Annotated in this window: 24 protein-coding genes and 1 pseudogene; 11 read left to right on the top strand and 14 right to left on the bottom strand. The window is 63.4% G+C overall.

All coding sequences use genetic code 11. The annotated features are described in order from the left end of the window. Positions 1 to 90 precede the first annotated feature (90 nt). Entirely contained in the window at positions 91 to 390 is a 300-nt protein-coding gene (locus NKJ37_RS27415) for an HlyU family transcriptional regulator (RefSeq protein WP_352775813.1), read from the top strand. 89 nt (positions 391 to 479) lie between these two features. Here the strand turns inward: NKJ37_RS27415 and NKJ37_RS27410 are convergent, their stop codons facing one another. The 6 genes from NKJ37_RS27410 to NKJ37_RS27385 all read right to left on the bottom strand — a co-directional run bounded on the left by NKJ37_RS27410 (position 480) and on the right by NKJ37_RS27385 (position 4344). Continuing rightward, positions 480 to 689: a hypothetical protein gene (locus NKJ37_RS27410; RefSeq protein ID WP_352775810.1), complete on the bottom strand. Its 210-nt coding sequence runs from the start codon at positions 687 to 689 to the stop codon at positions 480 to 482. Positions 690 to 782: 93 nt separating this feature from the next. After that, entirely contained in the window at positions 783 to 1418 is a 636-nt protein-coding gene (locus NKJ37_RS27405; RefSeq protein ID WP_352775807.1) for an outer-membrane lipoprotein carrier protein LolA, read from the bottom strand. 49 nt (positions 1419 to 1467) lie between these two features. Continuing rightward, on the bottom strand, positions 1468 to 1731 hold the full coding sequence (locus NKJ37_RS27400; RefSeq protein ID WP_023809659.1) for a YMGG-like glycine zipper-containing protein: 264 nt from the start codon (positions 1729 to 1731) through the stop codon (positions 1468 to 1470). A gap of 116 nt (positions 1732 to 1847) precedes the next feature. Next, entirely contained in the window at positions 1848 to 2234 is a 387-nt protein-coding gene (locus NKJ37_RS27395; protein ID WP_352775804.1) for a hypothetical protein, read from the bottom strand. A 322-nt stretch (positions 2235 to 2556) separates the two neighbouring features. Then, on the bottom strand, positions 2557 to 3759 hold the full coding sequence (locus NKJ37_RS27390) for an MFS transporter (RefSeq protein ID WP_352775801.1): 1203 nt from the start codon (positions 3757 to 3759) through the stop codon (positions 2557 to 2559). Between the two features lie 126 nt (positions 3760 to 3885). Beyond that, positions 3886 to 4344: an Lrp/AsnC family transcriptional regulator gene (locus NKJ37_RS27385; protein WP_013530158.1), complete on the bottom strand. Its 459-nt coding sequence runs from the start codon at positions 4342 to 4344 to the stop codon at positions 3886 to 3888. A gap of 172 nt (positions 4345 to 4516) precedes the next feature. Between NKJ37_RS27385 and NKJ37_RS27380 the strand changes: the two genes are divergently transcribed. Together NKJ37_RS27380 and NKJ37_RS27375 are read left to right on the top strand one after the other, a co-directional pair. Continuing rightward, on the top strand, positions 4517 to 5251 hold the full coding sequence (locus NKJ37_RS27380) for an AzlC family ABC transporter permease (protein WP_128305480.1): 735 nt from the start codon (positions 4517 to 4519) through the stop codon (positions 5249 to 5251). Beyond that, on the top strand, positions 5248 to 5547 hold the full coding sequence (locus tag NKJ37_RS27375; RefSeq protein WP_352775798.1) for an AzlD family protein: 300 nt from the start codon (positions 5248 to 5250) through the stop codon (positions 5545 to 5547). The genes NKJ37_RS27380 and NKJ37_RS27375 overlap by 4 nt, the downstream gene beginning before the upstream one ends. Before the next feature lie 54 nt (positions 5548 to 5601). Here the strand turns inward: NKJ37_RS27375 and NKJ37_RS27370 are convergent, their stop codons facing one another. Beyond that, positions 5602 to 6237: an FMN-dependent NADH-azoreductase gene (locus tag NKJ37_RS27370; RefSeq protein ID WP_023809654.1), complete on the bottom strand. Its 636-nt coding sequence runs from the start codon at positions 6235 to 6237 to the stop codon at positions 5602 to 5604. A gap of 111 nt (positions 6238 to 6348) precedes the next feature. On the opposite strand from NKJ37_RS27370, the pseudogene NKJ37_RS32020 reads away from it, so the two are divergent. From NKJ37_RS32020 to NKJ37_RS27355, 3 genes and pseudogenes are all read left to right on the top strand, one after another. After that, a pseudogene (locus tag NKJ37_RS32020) lies at positions 6349 to 6719 on the top strand (LysR family transcriptional regulator); the annotation flags it as partial. 343 nt (positions 6720 to 7062) lie between these two features. After that, positions 7063 to 7797: an AzlC family ABC transporter permease gene (locus NKJ37_RS27360; RefSeq protein ID WP_128305480.1), complete on the top strand. Its 735-nt coding sequence runs from the start codon at positions 7063 to 7065 to the stop codon at positions 7795 to 7797. Then, on the top strand, positions 7794 to 8093 hold the full coding sequence (locus tag NKJ37_RS27355) for an AzlD family protein (RefSeq protein ID WP_352775798.1): 300 nt from the start codon (positions 7794 to 7796) through the stop codon (positions 8091 to 8093). Before NKJ37_RS27360 ends, NKJ37_RS27355 begins: the two co-directional genes overlap by 4 nt. Positions 8094 to 8147: 54 nt before the next feature. Here the strand turns inward: NKJ37_RS27355 and NKJ37_RS27350 are convergent, their stop codons facing one another. Further along, positions 8148 to 8783: an FMN-dependent NADH-azoreductase gene (locus NKJ37_RS27350; protein WP_023809654.1), complete on the bottom strand. Its 636-nt coding sequence runs from the start codon at positions 8781 to 8783 to the stop codon at positions 8148 to 8150. 111 nt (positions 8784 to 8894) lie between these two features. On the opposite strand from NKJ37_RS27350, the gene NKJ37_RS27345 reads away from it, so the two are divergent. Continuing rightward, the gene (locus tag NKJ37_RS27345) at positions 8895 to 9845 is read left to right on the top strand and encodes a LysR family transcriptional regulator (RefSeq protein ID WP_023809653.1); all 951 of its coding nucleotides are present in this window, start codon (positions 8895 to 8897) and stop codon (positions 9843 to 9845) included. Here NKJ37_RS27345 and NKJ37_RS27340 read toward each other — a convergent pair. Beyond that, complete coding sequence (locus tag NKJ37_RS27340) at positions 9784 to 10404, bottom strand: TetR/AcrR family transcriptional regulator (protein WP_352440464.1); 621 nt, start codon at positions 10402 to 10404, stop codon at positions 9784 to 9786. The genes NKJ37_RS27345 and NKJ37_RS27340 overlap by 62 nt on opposite strands. A 66-nt stretch (positions 10405 to 10470) precedes the next feature. Between NKJ37_RS27340 and NKJ37_RS27335 the strand changes: the two genes are divergently transcribed. After that, complete coding sequence (locus tag NKJ37_RS27335; protein ID WP_352775795.1) at positions 10471 to 10896, top strand: VOC family protein; 426 nt, start codon at positions 10471 to 10473, stop codon at positions 10894 to 10896. Positions 10897 to 10902: 6 nt separating this feature from the next. Here NKJ37_RS27335 and NKJ37_RS27330 read toward each other — a convergent pair whose 3' ends face one another. Then, entirely contained in the window at positions 10903 to 11853 is a 951-nt protein-coding gene (locus NKJ37_RS27330; protein ID WP_023809650.1) for a S1C family serine protease, read from the bottom strand. Between the two features lie 168 nt (positions 11854 to 12021). Here NKJ37_RS27330 and NKJ37_RS27325 point away from each other — a divergent pair, with 168 nt between their 5' ends. Together NKJ37_RS27325 and NKJ37_RS27320 are read left to right on the top strand one after the other, a co-directional pair. Further along, positions 12022 to 12894 carry a S1C family serine protease gene (locus tag NKJ37_RS27325; RefSeq protein ID WP_352775792.1) on the top strand — a complete coding sequence of 291 codons (873 nt, stop codon included), beginning with the start codon at positions 12022 to 12024 and terminating at the stop codon, positions 12892 to 12894. Between the two features lie 8 nt (positions 12895 to 12902). Beyond that, positions 12903 to 13538, top strand: coding sequence for a helix-turn-helix transcriptional regulator (locus tag NKJ37_RS27320; RefSeq protein ID WP_127297399.1), 636 nt, complete (start codon positions 12903 to 12905; stop codon positions 13536 to 13538). Positions 13539 to 13544: 6 nt separating this feature from the next. Here NKJ37_RS27320 and NKJ37_RS27315 read toward each other — a convergent pair whose 3' ends face one another. Together NKJ37_RS27315 and NKJ37_RS27310 are read right to left on the bottom strand one after the other, a co-directional pair. After that, complete coding sequence (locus NKJ37_RS27315) at positions 13545 to 13934, bottom strand: type II toxin-antitoxin system VapC family toxin (RefSeq protein WP_352555774.1); 390 nt, start codon at positions 13932 to 13934, stop codon at positions 13545 to 13547. After that, positions 13931 to 14197, bottom strand: a complete 267-nt coding sequence (locus NKJ37_RS27310; RefSeq protein WP_023809646.1) for a type II toxin-antitoxin system VapB family antitoxin — start codon at positions 14195 to 14197, stop codon at positions 13931 to 13933. The genes NKJ37_RS27315 and NKJ37_RS27310 overlap by 4 nt, the downstream gene beginning before the upstream one ends. 179 nt (positions 14198 to 14376) lie before the next feature. Between NKJ37_RS27310 and NKJ37_RS27305 the strand changes: the two genes are divergently transcribed. Next, on the top strand, positions 14377 to 15243 hold the full coding sequence (locus tag NKJ37_RS27305) for an SDR family oxidoreductase (protein ID WP_128305473.1): 867 nt from the start codon (positions 14377 to 14379) through the stop codon (positions 15241 to 15243). A 134-nt stretch (positions 15244 to 15377) separates the two neighbouring features. On the opposite strand, the gene NKJ37_RS27300 is transcribed toward NKJ37_RS27305, so the two are convergent. Beyond that, complete coding sequence (locus tag NKJ37_RS27300; protein WP_352775790.1) at positions 15378 to 15902, bottom strand: TIGR00645 family protein; 525 nt, start codon at positions 15900 to 15902, stop codon at positions 15378 to 15380. Between the two features lie 304 nt (positions 15903 to 16206). Further along, on the bottom strand, positions 16207 to 17813 hold a 1607-nt coding region (locus NKJ37_RS27295; protein WP_352775787.1), incomplete at its 5' end, for an OmpA family protein.

Raw genomic sequence — 17813 nt, 5'->3', positions numbered from 1 at the left:
AGCCCTTGCCCGCTGGGCCAAGGACCGATAGTGAAATTCATCCCGCGTCACTCTACATGGTGCGGGATGAATGCTGTTGGAGGAAGCCCGATGTCTTTTCTGAAGCGTCTTTTCGGCGGTGGCGGCGGCGGAACCCAGACGGCCGAGCCGACGAGTGCAGCGCCAGCCAAGCAGGTCGAGCACAAGGGCTTCCTGGTCAGCGCCACGCCCTACAAGGCGGATGGCCAGTACCAGACGTGCGGCGTCGTCTCCAAGGAGATCGACGGCGTGGTGAAGGAACACAAATTCATCCGCGCCGACCGCTTCGCCGGGCTCGACGACGCCGTCGACATCTCGATCAAGAAGGGCATCCAACTGGTCGACGAGCAGGGCGACCGGATTTTTGGGTAGATCACCGCCAGCATGTCACTGTCTAACCATGCGGGCCTTTGCGCCACGATGGACCTCTCGGTCCGGGTTGACGTACGACCGCCGGCGGATCAACTCGTCCTGGCGGGATCGATCGTCATCAGGCGGGTCCTGGCCTCGATCAGATGCCTTCTCGCGGCCCTTATCCGGCCGCACAATGCCAAGTTAAGAGCGACGCCGCCTTCCTCATCCAGCAAGTCATTCGCGCGCTTCAGAGAGCGCTCAGCTCTCCTTAAACGCAGTCTGGCGTTGGCCGCTTCGATGCTGTGAATTTCAATCATTGTGCCGCGTCCTTTGCGGTTCCGGTCCCTTCATGGACTAAACCGCCGCTGATCCTATTGGTTCCGGCGCTGAGACTATGGCTGCGGTTTCGGCTATTTCGTTGTGGTGTTGAATTCACGGTTTGCCGCATAATCGATAACGAAGGTGCCCTCGGGAGCGCGAACGCCCTGCCTCACATTTGAGATGGTCACCGTCGTGGTAAGTCCCTTCTCGTCGGTGAGGCTCCATCTGCGCAGATCGAGCGATTTTCTGTCGAACACCATGGAGATGTTCGAATTGCCGAAAGCCGATTTGTCGGCCAGCTTGACGGTAACTTGAGCGCCGTCGTCTCTGATGCTTTTGACGCGACTGCCGGAGAAGTCGACCTTGTTGTCGAGCAGCAGCTTAAGCGGCGTCTTCGAGAGAGCATAAAGCCGCGATGTCTTCAGTTTCCTGTTGTAAACCACCAGGGAGTTGCCATCCGCGATCACGCTGACCCCAGATTGGCCTGCATAGTTGAACCGGATCTTGCCTGGGCGTTGGAGAAAAAACCTGCCGTGTTTTCTTTCCGCTTTCGGGCCTGACTGCACGAAATCCCCTGACATGGATTTCACCGATGAGAAGTGATCGGCAATCGTCTTTGCTTCAACCGGCGCGGCCGAAATCGCAATCGTGGACCCGGCATTCACCGCGGCAACGCCGATAACGGCACACAAGAAACCCAGCAGCTTTTTGATCCGATAGGCCATTCGATTAACCCCCAGCAGACGCGTGATCGAAGGAGATCACGCGTTGAGATCAGTAGCCGTTCGGGCACCGCGCGACGTAAACCCGGCCGTACCGATCGCGATATCTGCACTGGCCGGCTTCGCTGGCGTGGCCGATGATGGCCCCTGCTATCGCACCAACCGCACCGCCAACAACCGCCCCTTCCACAGGGTCTCCGGCCACCGCGGCGCCTACGGCCGCGCCACCCAAGCCGCCGACGGCGGCGCCTTGTTCGGTACGGGAGCACGCCGAGAGCGGAATGAGCAGGCTCAAAATGAGCAGCGTCTTTTTCATTGGTTCTCTCCTGGGGCTACTATTAGCCAAAGCTTAAATGCTCAAGAGAGCTTTTCGATCCATCGACCGTTGCCTGCCATTCAAGCCTGGCCGTGGCGGAGCCACGCGCCTTCGGCTCAAATGCCTGCGATAGCCAAAAGCCAGGCCAGGATGTCGAGCAGCAGAAACAACAGCGCAATCTGCAGCGCCACCTGCAGCCGCTGGATAATTCGCCAGTTGCCGGCCATGTCCGCCTTGATGCGAAGGGCAAGCGCGCGGCGCATGGCCGACATCGTCGTCGGCCTGTCGCCGTCGACATATTGATCGAGCAGCTCTTCCGGATCGAAGCGGAATGTATATTGGTGGTAGGGCCAAAGCATGAAGACGATCAGCCCGCCGATGCCGAACAGCAGGGCCACCGCGGTCCAGTCCCAAAGCCCAAGCCCGTTGGAAAGGGCCGCACCGCCGAGCAATGAGTTTGCGAATGCGGTGGCAAAGACAAGGCTGCCGGCGCGGGTGCTCATGTCCTCCACAAGGGTCTGCTGTTGCGCGAGACCTCTCACCGCTTCCTGATAAATGAACGCAAGACGGCGGATCGTCGTCGGCGCCGCCGCTTGTGACAATTCTGTTGCTTTCTCCTCCACTCGGATGTTTCGGCCATCAGGGTGTCCTCTCTGGCGTGGACTGGATGCGCGAGCTCAGTCGAGATCCCACGGTGCAAATGTTGTCCGTGGACTGCCCCGCGCAAGGGGGGAAACAGATGAAACAGGAGACAGGATCCGGGGCGGACCGAACGGGCCAGGCTGATTGCAGGCCTGGCCAGCAAGGTTTGGGAAATCCACCCGACTAAGCCGGCTGCAGTTCTCTGCGCGGCAGTGGCGGGAACGCGATGGCGATGCCGACCGCCCCGAGCCCGATAAGAGCAGAGCCTATGAACAGCCAGGAATAGTTGGCGTAGACGTCGAACACCATGCCGCCGGCAAGCGGTCCCAATGCCATGCCGAGGCTGGACAGCATGGTGGCGGCGCCGAACACGGTGCCGAGGATGCGCTGGCCGAAATATTCGCGCGCCAGCACCGCATAGAGCGGCATGACACCGCCATAGGTGGCACCGAAGATAACGGCCAGCATGTAGAACTGCTCAAGCTGGCTGATCGACAGATAGGCGGCAATGACGATCGCCTGGATCGCCAGGCCCGCGATCAGCACCGGCTTGACGCCCAGCCTGTCGGCCAGCACGCCGTAGAAGAGCCGGCCGCCGAGGCCTGCCAGGCCTTCGACACTGTAGATCGAGACCGCTGCCATGGGGGCGACGCCGCACAGCATGGCATAGCTGACCATGTGGAAGATCGGCCCGGAATGCGCCGCGCAGCAGGCAAAGAAGGTCAGCCCCAGCACGATGAATTGCGGCGAGCGCAGCGCCTGGCCGACCGTCAGGCCGGCACCTTCGGCAACCGGCGCGGAGCCGGGGTCGACTAAGACGGGCTTCGGCGGCTGGCGCACCAGCAGCACCGCCGGCAACAGCAGCACCCAGGCGGTAATGCCGATGTCGAACATGGCGGTGCGCCAATCATAGGCGGAGATCAGCCAGCGGGCGAAGGGCGAGATCGTCATCGGCGCCACGCCCATGCCGGCCGAGACCAGTGAGACGGCAAGGCTGCGGTTGGTGTCGAACCAGCCTGTGGTCAGCGCGATCATCGGCGCGAAAAAGGCGCTTGCCGCGAGACCGACCAGCACGCCATAGGTGACCTGGAAGCTCAGCAGCGAACCGGCGCGGCTGGCCAGCACCAGCGCCAGCCCGAGCAGCACCGCGCCGATCATCACGACGATGCGGGCGCCAAAACGGTCCGATATCGCGCCCCAGGCGAAGCCACCAAGGCCCATCACCAGGAAGTTGAGCGTCATGGCGCTGGAAATGCCGGCGCGCGACCAGTTGGTGTCGATCGCCATCGGCTCGAGAAAGGTCGCCAGCGAAAACATCGTCCCGATGGCGACGCAGGACATCAGCGCGCCAGCGGCGACGATGACCCAACGATAGGAAAGGCTCATTCAAATCTCCCATGCCTAAGGGCAGCGCTGCGCGCTGCTTGCACCCGAAGGACGCCGGCACCGGGTTCGATCCTACAATCCGGTTGCATTTTTTATCCAGTTTGACGTGACGCCGTTTTCAGTAGCTCAGATCGGCAGTTCCGACGTGTATTTGATCGTCTGGCTGGGGACGTCGGTCTTGACGTTCTGCACGCCCTTGATGCGGCTCAGATGCTCCGACTGGAAGCGGCGGTAATCGTCGATGCCGGCCGCCACCACACGCACCATGGCGTCGCAATCGCCGAGCATCAGGTAGCACTCCATCACCTGCGGCAGCTTGGCGACTTCGGTGGCGAAATGCTCGATCGTGTCCTCGTCCTGCGTTTTCAACCAGATGCGGGTGAAGAAGGTCAGGCCCTTGCCGATGCTGGCGGGGTTGAGCACGGCGACGTAGCGGTCGATGACACCGGCCTCCTCCAGCAGCTTCACGCGACGCAGGCAAGGCGATGGCGACAGCCCGACCTCATTGGCCAGATCGTTGTTGGCCATGCGGCCGTCGCGCTGCAGCGCCCGCAGGATCCGCTTGTCGATCTCATCAAGTTTCATGGCTCTGGATTCCATCTATTTATGGTTTTGTAGCGCCAAATGCCAAATTCTGATGAAACACAACAATCTTCGCAACCAAATTGTGAGCCGGTGCCGCTATGTTTGCGGCCGACATCACAAGAGTCCAGAAGCAACCCGGGAGCGGCGGCCGCGAGGCGCGCCAGGGAGACCCATGAGCATTTCACAGGCAGTCGAGGCGGCGGGCAATGGTTCGGGATCCGAGTTCCGCCGTGGCGTGGCGTCCTGCGCGCCGGTGCTGTTCGGCACCATCCCCTATGCGCTGGTGCTTGGCGCCCAGGCCACGCAGAAAGGCTTAAGCACGGTCGAACTGTCTGCCATGACAGGGCTGAACTTCGCCGGCGGCTCGGAATTCGCGGCGATCCAGTTGTGGACGTCGCCGCCGCACGTCGTGCTCATCGTCGCCATCACCTTCCTGGTCAACAGCCGTCACCTGCTGATGGGTGCGGCACTGGCGCCGTTCTTGCGCCACCTGCCACGACGCAAGGTGTTTCCGGCGCTTTTCTTTATGTGCGATGAAAGCTGGGCGCTGGGCCTGGCCGATGCCAAGCAGCGCACCGCTGCCGGCATCACGCCGGCCTTCAGCCCGCGCTACTATATGGGCGCGGCGCTGGCGATGTATCTCACCTGGGTGGTCTTCACCACGTTGGGCGCTTTGCTCGGTCCGATGCTCGGCGACGTCGGGGCCTATGGTTTCGACATGGCGTTCCCGGCCGTCTTCCTGGTGCTGATGCGCGGCATGTGGACGGGTATGGCGGCGGCGCGGCCCTGGCTGGTCAGCCTGATCGTTGCAGCACTGGTCTATCTCTTCGTTCCCGGCGCCTGGTATGTCGCCGCGGGCGCCATGTCGGGGCTGGTCGCGGCTTGGCTGATGGCGGGTGATGCATGATCGACGCAATGACCTTTCTCACCATCGTGCTGATGGCCGGCGTCACTTATCTGACGCGCATCGGCGGCTATGTCGTGCTGCGCAACCGCACACTCAGCGCGCGTGCCACAGCGGTCATGGGAGCCGCGCCTGGTTGCGTGCTGATCTCTGTCATCGCGCCCGCCTTTGTGTCGAGCAACCCGGCGGATATTCTGGCGCTGGCTGTTACTCTGGTAGCCGCCACGCGGCTTTCCATGCTGCCGACCGTGCTGATCGGAGTCAGCGCCGCTGGTCTGCTGAGGCACCTCATCGGCTAGAACGAAAAGGCAGGCGTGCACGCCTGCCTTTCGATGCGGACAAATTTCGGCTCTTTACGCGGCAGCCGCGACACCTTGGCTGGCGGCCACCACGGCATCGACCTTGGCGGTCGCCTTGGCGAGCGCTGCGGTCACCGCGTCAGGACCCATGCCGACGCCTTCGATGCGGATGACATCGACATCGGTCATGCCGAGGAAGCCGAGCACGCCGCGCAGGTAGGGGATGGCGTGATCGAACTGCACGGCCGCACCTTCGGAGTAGATGCCGCCCGAAGCCAGCACGATATAGACCTTCTTGCCGGTGACGAGACCCTTGGGGCCGTTCTCGCCATAGGCAAAGCTCTTGCCGGAACGAGAGATGTGATCGACCCAGGACTTCAGTGTCGAGGAGATGTTAAAGTTGATGAAGCCTGTGGCCAGGATCACCGTGTCGGCGGCAAACAGCTCGTCGAGCACCACATCGGAGACGCCGACGACTTCAGCCTGGCGCGCAGTGCGGGCTTCCGCCGGCACGTAGATGCCGCTGGCGTAGTCGGCGTCGATATGGGGGAGCGGATTGGCGACGAGGTCGCGCACGACGAGCGTGTTCGACGGATCGGCGGCGACCAGCTTTTCAGCGAATTCGGTAGCGATGCGGGTCGAATGCGAGGCGGCGCCCCGCGGGCTTGAGGTCACAAGAAGAATGGACATTTTGGGCTCTCCAGCGGTTGGAATGATTTGTCCCACCAGATATGGGGCTTTCGATCCATTCAATAAACTGGTATATTTTCTATACGATCCATCTATAAGTTAGATATAGCGATGCAGCCCAACCCGACGCTCGATCAACTTCAGATCTTTGTGACAGTCGCCGAAGCCGGCAGCTTCTCGGCCGCCGGCCGCAAGCTCAACCGGGCACAGTCCGTGATCAGCTACGGCATCGCCAATCTCGAGGCGCAGCTGGGGCTGAAACTGTTCGAGCGCGAGGGCACGCGCGAGCCGCAATTGACCGAGATCGGCCGGGCGATGCTGGAGGATGCGCGGCGCAGCGCGACTTCGGCCTCGAGCCCCTGGTGGTGGCCGTCGACGCGGGAGCGGATGCGCTGCAGCACGCCGATCATGCTGTCGTCAGCGGGCAGGCCGACCTTGGCATTGGCGGCCTGCTGGGCGATGTCGATGCCTTCAACACCCGCACCAGCACCGGCGACGGCAGCGCCGCATCGACCGACAGCGCCATGATCGGGGATCAGGCCGAGCGTGCCGATATGCAGGCGCAGCAGCATTCGAGGTGCAGTTTCCGACCGTGATGCCGATGTGCGCTGCAGCGCCCGCAGGATCCGCTTGTCGATCTCATCAAGTTTCATGGCTCTGGATTCCATCTATTTATGGTTTTGTAGCGCCAAATGCCAAATTCTGATGAAACACAACAATCTTCGCAACCAAATTGTGAGCCGGTGCCGCTATGTTTGCGGCCGACATCACAAGAGTCCAGAAGCAACCCGGGAGCGGCGGCCGCGAGGCGCGCCAGGGAGACCCATGAGCATTTCACAGGCAGTCGAGGCGGCGGGCAATGGTTCGGGATCCGAGTTCCGCCGTGGCGTGGCGTCCTGCGCGCCGGTGCTGTTCGGCACCATCCCCTATGCGCTGGTGCTTGGCGCCCAGGCCACGCAGAAAGGCTTAAGCACGGTCGAACTGTCTGCCATGACAGGGCTGAACTTCGCCGGCGGCTCGGAATTCGCGGCGATCCAGTTGTGGACGTCGCCGCCGCACGTCGTGCTCATCGTCGCCATCACCTTCCTGGTCAACAGCCGTCACCTGCTGATGGGTGCGGCACTGGCGCCGTTCTTGCGCCACCTGCCACGACGCAAGGTGTTTCCGGCGCTTTTCTTTATGTGCGATGAAAGCTGGGCGCTGGGCCTGGCCGATGCCAAGCAGCGCACCGCTGCCGGCATCACGCCGGCCTTCAGCCCGCGCTACTATATGGGCGCGGCGCTGGCGATGTATCTCACCTGGGTGGTCTTCACCACGTTGGGCGCTTTGCTCGGTCCGATGCTCGGCGACGTCGGGGCCTATGGTTTCGACATGGCGTTCCCGGCCGTCTTCCTGGTGCTGATGCGCGGCATGTGGACGGGTATGGCGGCGGCGCGGCCCTGGCTGGTCAGCCTGATCGTTGCAGCACTGGTCTATCTCTTCGTTCCCGGCGCCTGGTATGTCGCCGCGGGCGCCATGTCGGGGCTGGTCGCGGCTTGGCTGATGGCGGGTGATGCATGATCGACGCAATGACCTTTCTCACCATCGTGCTGATGGCCGGCGTCACTTATCTGACGCGCATCGGCGGCTATGTCGTGCTGCGCAACCGCACACTCAGCGCGCGTGCCACAGCGGTCATGGGAGCCGCGCCTGGTTGCGTGCTGATCTCTGTCATCGCGCCCGCCTTTGTGTCGAGCAACCCGGCGGATATTCTGGCGCTGGCTGTTACTCTGGTAGCCGCCACGCGGCTTTCCATGCTGCCGACCGTGCTGATCGGAGTCAGCGCCGCTGGTCTGCTGAGGCACCTCATCGGCTAGAACGAAAAGGCAGGCGTGCACGCCTGCCTTTCGATGCGGACAAATTTCGGCTCTTTACGCGGCAGCCGCGACACCTTGGCTGGCGGCCACCACGGCATCGACCTTGGCGGTCGCCTTGGCGAGCGCTGCGGTCACCGCGTCAGGACCCATGCCGACGCCTTCGATGCGGATGACATCGACATCGGTCATGCCGAGGAAGCCGAGCACGCCGCGCAGGTAGGGGATGGCGTGATCGAACTGCACGGCCGCACCTTCGGAGTAGATGCCGCCCGAAGCCAGCACGATATAGACCTTCTTGCCGGTGACGAGACCCTTGGGGCCGTTCTCGCCATAGGCAAAGCTCTTGCCGGAACGAGAGATGTGATCGACCCAGGACTTCAGTGTCGAGGAGATGTTAAAGTTGATGAAGCCTGTGGCCAGGATCACCGTGTCGGCGGCAAACAGCTCGTCGAGCACCACATCGGAGACGCCGACGACTTCAGCCTGGCGCGCAGTGCGGGCTTCCGCCGGCACGTAGATGCCGCTGGCGTAGTCGGCGTCGATATGGGGGAGCGGATTGGCGACGAGGTCGCGCACGACGAGCGTGTTCGACGGATCGGCGGCGACCAGCTTTTCAGCGAATTCGGTAGCGATGCGGGTCGAATGCGAGGCGGCGCCCCGCGGGCTTGAGGTCACAAGAAGAATGGACATTTTGGGCTCTCCAGCGGTTGGAATGATTTGTCCCACCAGATATGGGGCTTTCGATCCATTCAATAAACTGGTATATTTTCTATACGATCCATCTATAAGTTAGATATAGCGATGCAGCCCAACCCGACGCTCGATCAACTTCAGATCTTTGTGACAGTCGCCGAAGCCGGCAGCTTCTCGGCCGCCGGCCGCAAGCTCAACCGGGCACAGTCCGTGATCAGCTACGGCATCGCCAATCTCGAGGCGCAGCTGGGGCTGAAACTGTTCGAGCGCGAGGGCACGCGCGAGCCGCAATTGACCGAGATCGGCCGGGCGATGCTGGAGGATGCGCGGCGCATGATCGGCGTGCTGCAGCGCATCCGCTCCCGCGTCGACGGCCACCACCAGGGGCTCGAGGCCGAAGTCGCGCTGTCGGTCGATGCGGCGCTGCCGTCGCCGGTGCTGGTGCGGGTGTTGAAGGCATTCGAGGTGCAGTTTCCGACCGTGATGCTGCGCCTGCATATCGGCACGCTCGGCCTGATCCCCGATCATGTCGTCAGCGGGCAGGCCGACCTTGGCATTGGCGGCCTGCTGGGCGATGTCGATGTGCATCTCGCGCGCATCGGCTTCATGTCGATCGTGCTGGCCGCCGCGCCCAGCCATCCGCTGGCCCTGCTGCCGAAGCCGGTGGCGATCGAGGATGCGCGCGAACACACGCAGCTTGTCGTCACCGACCAGTCGGAGCGTACCAAGGGGCGCGACTTCGGAGTCTTCGCCTACCGTACCTGGCGGCTGACGGATGTGCGCACCAAGCATATGCTGATGCGCGAGGGGCTGGGCTGGGGCGGGCTGCCGCGCTGGCTGATAGCAGACGACCTGGCGAGTGGCCGGCTGGTCGAAATCGACCTCGAATCCTTCAGGGAGGTGAGTTCGCCGCTGTTTGCCATGCACCGCAACGATCGCAGCCCGAAGCCAGCGGCCGCCTGGCTGATCGACCAGTTCAAGCGCCAGCTCGGCTGCTTCAACGAGTTCGAACCGGGCGAGGTGCCTGAGGAAGAGACAGGCCATCGATCAGTGCTATGAGCACCGCGCGGTAGTCCTGAACTGACGCACCGGCCTCGATGGCCAGGGCGGCACGATCGAAGGCGGAGCCGAGCAGTGCGGTCAGCGCGTCGGCCGGCAATCTCGTCATCGTTTGCGCCCGCATCGCCGCGACCAGCCCTTCGCGCAGCGAGCGGTTGCCATGGCGGTTGTCGATCGCGTCCATGGCGGCGCGGCCAAGCACGGCCGGGCCGTCGAGCAGCAGCAGGCGCGTGCGGCCTGGCGTGCGCATGGCGGTGAGATAGGCGTCGGAACCGGCAATCAGTGCGTCGCGGGCATTGAGTGATGGCGCCGAGGCGCGCTCGATCTCCTCGGCGACCGCTGCCGCCTCCTGGTCGACCACGGCGGCAAACAGCGCCTGCTTGTCGGCGAAGTGATGGTAAAGCGCGCCGCGCGTGACGCCGGCGGCAGCGGCGATCTCCGGCGTGCCGGTCTCGGCATAGGATTTTTCCGTAAACAGCTTTCGCGCCGCGGCAATCAGGTCGGCGCGCGTCGCCTCGGTACGGTCACGGTTGGAACGACGCGCGGAATCGCGTTGCATACATGCAGCCTGTATGTTAATTCAATTTACATGCAGACTGTATGTTAATTGACGGGAGAAGGAAAGATGAAGACGACGAGCTATTACCCGGTGCTGATGACCGGCGACGTCGCCGGCACGACGGCGTTCTATGTCGAGCATTTCGGCTTCCAGCCGCTGTTTGAAAGCGACTGGTATGTGCATCTGCAATCGGTGGACAACAAACGCGTCAATCTCGGCATCGTCCAGGGCGACCACGAGACCATCCCGGAAGAGGGGCGGGGTCGCACCTCGGGCCTGCTGATCAATTTCGAGGTTCGCGACCCGGACGCGGTCTATGAGCGGGTCGTTGCCGCCGGCCTGCCGATCCTCCGATCCTTGCGCGACGAGCCCTTCGGCCAGCGCCATTTCATCACCAAAGACCCCAATGGCGTGCTGATCGACGTCATCAAGCCGATTCCGCCGAGCGAGGCGTTTCTGGCGCAGTACGCGGAGGGGGCTGCGGAACGGTGACCGTCCTCAGCCCGCCCTTGCCACCGGCGTCACCGTCACCTGGCTGACGCCGGTGCGGCGCACCACGGTGCATTGTGTCTCGCGGCCGATGCGCTCGGCGTCGAGCACGCGCACCAGGTCGTCGACGCCGGTGACCGGGCGGCCGTCTATTGCGGCGATGATGTCGCCCTCCTTCAAGCCGGCCTTGGCCGCCGGGCCGTCCTTCTCGACGCTGCGCAGGCGAACCGCCGTGCTGGTCGAGACTTGCGATAACAGGGCAGCGCGTCGCGGCAGATTGACGGTGTCGGCCGAGACGCCGATGAAGGCGCGGCGCACGCGGCCGAAGCGGATGATCTCCGAAATGACGAAATTGGCGGTGTTGGAGGCAACCGCGAAGGCGATGCCTTGCGCGCCATGGATCATGGCGGTGTTGACGCCGATGACCTCGCCGGCCGACGACACCAGCGGTCCGCCGGAATTGCCGGGATTGAGCGCTGCGTCGGTCTGGATAACGTCGTCTATCAGTCGGCCGGTGGAGGCGCGCATCGAGCGGCCGAGCGCAGAGACGACGCCCGAGGTGACGGTCCATTCGAAGCCCAGAGGATTGCCGATTGCAATGGCGATCTGGCCGCGCCGCAGCCGCTTGGAATCGCCCAACGGTGCGATATCGGCAAAGCTGCCGTCGGCGCGCACCAGCGCGATGTCGGTGTCGGGATCGCGGCCAAGCACGCGGCCTTCGCGGGAGGCACCGTCCGGCATCGACACGCGCACCGTCCTGGCGTCGCCGACGACGTGGAAATTGGTAACGACCAGCCCGTCCGGTGCAATGACGAAGCCGGAGCCATGGCCGCCCTGACCGCCAACGCGCTCAATGCGGCAGACGGCCGGACCGATGCGGTCGACGGCGTCGGCAACCGTCGTCGAATAGGCGTCGAGCAGCGTATCATCGGTTTGGAATTTGGCGACGGCGAGGGCCATGGGAGGGCTCCGTGTGTTCAGGCTTGATCGTGACTATATGTGCGGAGCGGCTGGAACCGCAGCGACCTGACCAGATGGCCAGTCAAACCGGCAACTAGCCGTCAGGCGAGTACCCGCGGACGCGCTGTCGAGCGATATCTGGGGCATGGATGAACCCAGGAGACCATTATGAGCGATTTCAATCTGAGCGCGTTTTCGCAAGCCGTCGCCGATCTCGCCGCCAAGGCCGCGCCGGCAACGGCTGGCTTCGCCACGCATCATCACCGCACGGCAAGCGCCTTCCACTGGTGTGACGGCTATTTCGTCACCGCTGAAGAGGCTGTCGAGGCCGGCGAGGAGATCGAACTGGTGTTGGCTTCGGGGGAAACGGTGAAGGCCGAGCTGGTTGGCCGCGACCCTTCTACCGGTGTTGCCCTGCTGAAGCCGGCGGAGGCCGTCAGCGCCGCGCCGTTGGCCAAGGCCGATGCGGTGCGGCCGGGCAACATCGCCATTGCCATCGGCAGCAGTGACGGTTCCGCTTTGGCTGTTTCAGGCTCGGTGGGCGAAGTCGGCCCGGCCTGGCGCTCGATGCGCGGCGGCACCATCGACCGGCGCATCAATCTTGCCGTCGGCGCCGGCGGCCGTTTCGAGGGCGGCCCGGTTCTCGACGCCAAGGGTGCGCTGATCGGCATGCTGTTGTTCGGACCGCGCCACCGGGCGCTGGTCATGCCTTACGAGACGATCGAGCGGGCGGTCGCGACCTTGCGCGAAAAGGGCCATGTCGCGCGCGGCTATCTCGGCGCCGGCCTGCATCCGGTACGCGACCGCGACGCGCATGGCGCGATGGTGATGAGTCTCGATGACGATGGTCCCGCGAAGGCCGCCGGTCTCTCTCTTGGCGATATCATCGTGGCGTGGAACGGTGAGGCGGTGCACGGCCCGCGCGACCTGATCCGCAGGCTCGGACCCGACAGTGCCGGCGCTTCGGTGACGCTCGGTGTCGTGCGCGGCGGCGAACAGCGCGATGTCGCGCTGACAATCGGCGAAAAGCCGCTGAGCTGAGAGGATCCATGGACACGCTCACCAGCGACCGGATCATGCATGACGGTGCCGTCTCGCGGCGGCTGGTGGTGCTGATTGCGCTTGGCGATGCGTCACGCGCCGAGCGCCTGGCGGCCTCGCTGGCCGCGAGCGATGACCTGCTGCCGGTCGTGGCTGGCGGTGGAAGAGCCGACGTCGCCATCGTTGACGACAGCATTGGTGATGGCGTGCCGGCCCTCATTCCACGGGTGCTGCTGACCGGACGCGCTGGCGGCGAGTGGCCCGCCGGTGAGGTGCTGGCCGTGATGTCCGCTGGCGCGGACGATTTGTTGATCGCCGCGGCGGCGCGGCTGGCCGCGGCCGGCTATCGCGTCTCGGGCGAGCGCGGAAGCGGACGCCATGAGGATTTCCGTGCCGGCGATGGCGAGCCGTTCGAGGAGGAAGCCTCCGACGAGCATGCCGCCCGGCCTTCGCTGTCGCCGCGTGAGGCGGAAGTGTTGGCGCTGCTGGCCGAGGGCGCTCCAAACAAGGTGATCGCGCGGCGGCTCAACATTTCGGTGCACACCGCGAAGTTTCATGTCGCCGCAATCCTGATCAAGCTCGGTGCCGCCAACCGCACCGATGCGATTGCCATTGCGATGCGCCAAGGGCTGGTGCTGGTCTGATCCCGATCACACCGCCGCCTCGATATCGGTGAGGTGGAAATCATCACCCTTGAACAGGAGCGGCATGGCCTCTAGCCGCGCCGTGGCGTAGGCGATGCAGTCACCGAAGTTCAGCGCCGCCGGGTGCCGACCCTTGCCGTAGCGCAGGAAGGCTTGGCGGGCGACAGCTGCATGATCGGCGGTGAAGGCGACGGTCTCGATCGAGGCGGTGTGTAGGAAGCTGTCGAGGCGATCCAGGATTTCATCTTGCTTGCCGCCGGCAAGAACCATCGTCGTTTCAAGAAAAGTTGGCGCGGCCAGCAGGCGTCTCTTGGCCTGCGTGATCGCCAGCACGAAACGTTCGTGACCTGGCTCGGCGCGCAGAATGGCGACCAGGGCCGAGGAATCGATGATCATTTCGTCGGGATTCCGAACTCGTCGTATCCAAGGATTTCGTCGTCGGTCATCGCATTTTCGCGTTTGGGGATTTTTCCGGCGCTGTCGGAGATCGCCATCAACCGCTGAAACAGGTCGCTGGCTTCGTCGCGCGGCACCAGCCGCTCGCGTGCAACCTCGCGCTCGAGACTTTGGCGGATGGCCTCCGTCACCGAGACGCGCCGGCGGCGGGCAAGTTCGCGCGCCAGTTGCTCGACTTCCAGATTCTTGATCGATAGCGCCATTCTATATCATACCTATCCATATAGAATATATACCTAGGCGGTCGATAAATCCAGTAGGTTTGTAGTGCTGGCCAACGACAGCCTCCGCAACGTCACCGTGGCCTCCCGCAGCAAGCTCTTGATGTCCGAGGCCGTCACAGGCAAGGATCGCGCAGCGAGACAATGCAGGCGGAGGGAAAATGTCGCTCAAGGGAAAGACGCTGTTCATCTCCGGCGGGTCGCGCGGCATCGGGCTGGCGATCGCGCTGCGCGCCGCGCGTGACGGCGCCAATGTGACGATCGCGGCCAAGACCGCCGAACCGCATCCGAAGCTGCCGGGCACGATCTATACGGCGGCTGAAGAGATCGAACAGGCCGGCGGCAATGCGCTGCCTGTGCTGTGCGACATCCGTGAGGAGGCACAGGTGGCCGAGGCGGTCGCCAGGACCGTGGAGAAATTCGGCGGTATCGACATCTGCGTCAACAATGCCAGCGCCATCCAACTCACCGGCACGCTCGAGACCGACATGAAGCGCTATGATCTGATGCATCAGATCAACACGCGCGGTACCTTCCTGGTCTCGAAAATGTGCATTCCTCACCTGAAGTTGGCGCAAAATGCTCACATCCTGAATCTGGCGCCGCCGCTCGACATGAAGGCCAAGTGGTTCAGGAACCACGTCGCCTACACGATGGCCAAGTTCGGCATGTCGATGTGCACGCTGGGCATGAGCGCCGAGTTCGCCAAGGACGGTATCTCGGTCAATTCGCTGTGGCCGATCTCGACCATAGACACGGCGGCGGTGCGCAATCTGCTGGGCGGCGCGACGGTTGCGGCGATGAGCCGTTCGCCGGACATCATGGCCGATGCGGCGCATGCCATCTTCATGCGGCCAGCGCGCGAGACAACAGGCAATTTCTACATCGACGAGGAGGTGCTGCGCGCCGAAGGCATCAGCGATTTTTCGGTGTATGCGCCTGATGCGACCGGGCCGCTGGCCGGCGACTTTTTTGTCCCCGACGAGGTGTTCGCCCGCACGGACAGCAAGATCAGGAATATTTACTAGAACTCTTTGTTTTGACGCGACGCGGGCGTTGAGCCAAGCCCTTCGCCACCCGCAGAGTCATGGCAAAGCCTTGCTCGAACAAGGCGGTAGGGCATCGTTCCTGCCGGACTGATTCAACTTCCGGCCGGCGCAGGTCACGCCTCGTCCTTCTTGCCTTTGCTCAGGCCCATCAGCCGGTCGATATAGGCGAGCATGAAGGCCGAGACGACGAAGGCGAGGTGGATGATGGTCAGCCACATCAACTGGTCGGTGGTGTAGGACGACGAGTTCAAAAACACCTGCAAAAGGTGGATGGACGAGATGGCGACGATGGTCGAGGCGACCTTGACCTTCAGCGAACCGACATCGATCGTGCCCAGCCAATGCACGCCGTCGTCGCCGCCGTCCTGGTCATCGAAGCGGCTGACGAAATTCTCGTAGCCCGAGATGATGACCATCACCACCAGCGAAGCGACCAGCGCGGCATCGATGAGGCCGAGCATCTTCAGGATGGTGTCGGTGTCATCGAGCGTGAAGGCCAGGGTAATGAACTCATAAAGCTTCTTGCCGAATGACAGCGCATAGACGGCCAATGCAAGGGCCAGGCCTATATAGAAAACGACGAGCAGCCAGCGCGACGCGAGGATGATCGATTCGATGGCGAGTTCGAGACGCTTCATAGGATGATTCCGGCTGGTTATCTCTCGGACAATGGCCGTATTCCGCCAGGTCGCCACCGTTTGCAAGACAAAAAGCCCCGCCGAACAATGTCCGCGGGGCTCAATGCGTCCCGCTGGAGTCGGGACGGGGCAGGGAACGCCCAGGCTTGAATCTGGGGTAGGTGCGCTCGCGATTCAATGAGTCGTGTCTAATGGCTGTACAATTCTTGTTGAACCCGGCACATCCATCCACCCCCGGCAGTGCCGGGGATGGATGCTTCTCGTGCCGATTCCGCAAACCAGGTCATGGTTTTGAAATCATGACCTAATTGTTGCTGGCGACCGGTGCCACCAGCGACGTGATGCGGCGAATGCCAACGCGCCGGTTCTCGCGGTTCGGCGCCGACGTATTGACCTTCAGATACTCCTCGCCATAACCCTGTGTCGTCAGGTTCTCCGGCGGGATGCCGAAGGCGTTGGTGAGCGCTTCCGCCACTGATTCCGCGCGGCGATCGGAAAGGGCCAGGTTAGCCTCCGGTGTGCCGACGGCGTCGGTGTGACCTTCGATCAGGAAGGTCTCGGCCGGGTTCTTCTTCAACAACTTCTCCATTGCGGTGGCGACGCCCTCGAGCTTCTGCACCTCGGTGTCGGAGATCGAGGCCGAGCCGAATTCGAAGTTGAGCGTGTCGAGATCGACGCGCCGTGCGATGTCGCGCACGCGTGCCGAACGTTTGACCTCGTCGATCGAGTATAGGCGCTGGACCTTCTCCACCGGTGGCTGTTCGAGGAAGGTGTAGTAGTCGTCCGGATCCTGGACATCCTCGGAGTCCAGAATGTACTCCTCGCGCGGGATTGTCAGCCGCATCGGCGGCAGATCATCGCCGGGATCGCGCCAGTCGCTGTCGTCCTCATAGTGCCGCTCATCGACATAGCTCAGCACATATTCGCGTCCATCCGGCGCAATGCGCGAACGCTGGATGACGTCGCCATAGCGGTTGCGGATGGTGACGATCTGGACACCGTTGTCACGCTCGACGATTTCCCGGGTGCGATTGCCCGAGAGATCCTCATAATAGACGTTCCTGGCGCCGCGGGTCATGCGCGGGGCGTCATTGCTCTCGACGAACGTCTGGTTGTTGAACTGCAGGATGACGCGGTCGCCGAGTTCCCTGACGACGTCGACGCCTTTCGGACGCCGGCGGTCGCGGACGTTCTCATCGGGTGCACGCTCTACGCGTGTGCCCTTTTCCTCGGTCACCGGCGCGATCTTCTCGGGCTTGATCTCCTGCTGTGCGGCCCTGTCGTCGGTGGGGGGCGGGCCTTGGTCGATGGGAGCAGCCACCGGCTTGCGGCCCTGATCGCCACCTTGCTGGGCATTTTGCCCGCCATTCTGCTGCTCGCCATCCTGGGGGACGATCTTGTCGCCCTGCTTGCGGCCGCCTCTGCGCTCGGCGTCCTTCTGGCTGTCCAGGATGGGAGCGGCGTTTGGATCGGCCGGTGCTTCGCCTTGCACCGGGCTTTCGCCCTGTACCGGTGCTGCCGTCTGACCATTGGCCGGTTGTTCGCCGGTGGCTGGCTGCTCGGCTGTGGCCGGCTGCTCGCCAACAGGTTTCCTGACACGCTTCTTCGTCGTGTCCTGGGGCTGCTCGCCCTGGGCCGCGGGCTGTTCGCCGGCAGGGGCCGTCGCCTCTCCAGCGGGAGCCTCCTTCGGTGCCGGGGCGACTTCAGGTTGGGCCTGCTGGTCCTGCCTGTTCTTCTTGCGCGGCTTGGCCTGCTCGCCGGGCTGATTGTCGTTGGCCGGTTCCGCCTGGCCGGCCGGCGCCTGCTCGGTTTGCTGCTGGTCGCGTTTCTTCCTGCGCGGCTGCTGTTCCTCGGCTGGAGCGGCCTGTTCGGCCGGCGCCTGCTCGGTCTGCTGCTGCTGGTCGCGCTTCT

Source organism: Mesorhizobium sp. M0140, from assembly GCF_040322475.1.
Lineage (GTDB): Bacteria > Pseudomonadota > Alphaproteobacteria > Rhizobiales > Rhizobiaceae > Mesorhizobium.
The sequence above is the reverse complement of the archived record's forward strand: the minus strand, read 5'-3'. Positions and strand labels throughout refer to the sequence as shown.

What these genes read in the sequence shown, in the direction of transcription:
- NKJ37_RS27415 (WP_352775813.1), top strand. Translation starts at nt 91, where the DNA reads ATGTCTTTTCTGAAGCGTCTTTTCGGCGGTGGCGGCGGCGGAACCCAG.
- NKJ37_RS27410 (WP_352775810.1), bottom strand. Translation starts at nt 689, where the DNA reads ATGATTGAAATTCACAGCATCGAAGCGGCCAACGCCAGACTGCGTTTA.
- NKJ37_RS27405 (WP_352775807.1), bottom strand. Translation starts at nt 1,418, where the DNA reads ATGGCCTATCGGATCAAAAAGCTGCTGGGTTTCTTGTGTGCCGTTATC.
- NKJ37_RS27400 (WP_023809659.1), bottom strand. Translation starts at nt 1,731, where the DNA reads ATGAAAAAGACGCTGCTCATTTTGAGCCTGCTCATTCCGCTCTCGGCG.
- NKJ37_RS27395 (WP_352775804.1), bottom strand. Translation starts at nt 2,234, where the DNA reads ATGAGCACCCGCGCCGGCAGCCTTGTCTTTGCCACCGCATTCGCAAAC.
- NKJ37_RS27390 (WP_352775801.1), bottom strand. Translation starts at nt 3,759, where the DNA reads ATGAGCCTTTCCTATCGTTGGGTCATCGTCGCCGCTGGCGCGCTGATG.
- NKJ37_RS27385 (WP_013530158.1), bottom strand. Translation starts at nt 4,344, where the DNA reads ATGAAACTTGATGAGATCGACAAGCGGATCCTGCGGGCGCTGCAGCGC.
- NKJ37_RS27380 (WP_128305480.1), top strand. Translation starts at nt 4,517, where the DNA reads ATGAGCATTTCACAGGCAGTCGAGGCGGCGGGCAATGGTTCGGGATCC.
- NKJ37_RS27375 (WP_352775798.1), top strand. Translation starts at nt 5,248, where the DNA reads ATGATCGACGCAATGACCTTTCTCACCATCGTGCTGATGGCCGGCGTC.
- NKJ37_RS27370 (WP_023809654.1), bottom strand. Translation starts at nt 6,237, where the DNA reads ATGTCCATTCTTCTTGTGACCTCAAGCCCGCGGGGCGCCGCCTCGCAT.
- NKJ37_RS27360 (WP_128305480.1), top strand. Translation starts at nt 7,063, where the DNA reads ATGAGCATTTCACAGGCAGTCGAGGCGGCGGGCAATGGTTCGGGATCC.
- NKJ37_RS27355 (WP_352775798.1), top strand. Translation starts at nt 7,794, where the DNA reads ATGATCGACGCAATGACCTTTCTCACCATCGTGCTGATGGCCGGCGTC.
- NKJ37_RS27350 (WP_023809654.1), bottom strand. Translation starts at nt 8,783, where the DNA reads ATGTCCATTCTTCTTGTGACCTCAAGCCCGCGGGGCGCCGCCTCGCAT.
- NKJ37_RS27345 (WP_023809653.1), top strand. Translation starts at nt 8,895, where the DNA reads ATGCAGCCCAACCCGACGCTCGATCAACTTCAGATCTTTGTGACAGTC.
- NKJ37_RS27340 (WP_352440464.1), bottom strand. Translation starts at nt 10,404, where the DNA reads ATGCAACGCGATTCCGCGCGTCGTTCCAACCGTGACCGTACCGAGGCG.
- NKJ37_RS27335 (WP_352775795.1), top strand. Translation starts at nt 10,471, where the DNA reads ATGAAGACGACGAGCTATTACCCGGTGCTGATGACCGGCGACGTCGCC.
- NKJ37_RS27330 (WP_023809650.1), bottom strand. Translation starts at nt 11,853, where the DNA reads ATGGCCCTCGCCGTCGCCAAATTCCAAACCGATGATACGCTGCTCGAC.
- NKJ37_RS27325 (WP_352775792.1), top strand. Translation starts at nt 12,022, where the DNA reads ATGAGCGATTTCAATCTGAGCGCGTTTTCGCAAGCCGTCGCCGATCTC.
- NKJ37_RS27320 (WP_127297399.1), top strand. Translation starts at nt 12,903, where the DNA reads ATGGACACGCTCACCAGCGACCGGATCATGCATGACGGTGCCGTCTCG.
- NKJ37_RS27315 (WP_352555774.1), bottom strand. Translation starts at nt 13,934, where the DNA reads ATGATCATCGATTCCTCGGCCCTGGTCGCCATTCTGCGCGCCGAGCCA.
- NKJ37_RS27310 (WP_023809646.1), bottom strand. Translation starts at nt 14,197, where the DNA reads ATGGCGCTATCGATCAAGAATCTGGAAGTCGAGCAACTGGCGCGCGAA.
- NKJ37_RS27305 (WP_128305473.1), top strand. Translation starts at nt 14,377, where the DNA reads ATGTCGCTCAAGGGAAAGACGCTGTTCATCTCCGGCGGGTCGCGCGGC.
- NKJ37_RS27300 (WP_352775790.1), bottom strand. Translation starts at nt 15,902, where the DNA reads ATGAAGCGTCTCGAACTCGCCATCGAATCGATCATCCTCGCGTCGCGC.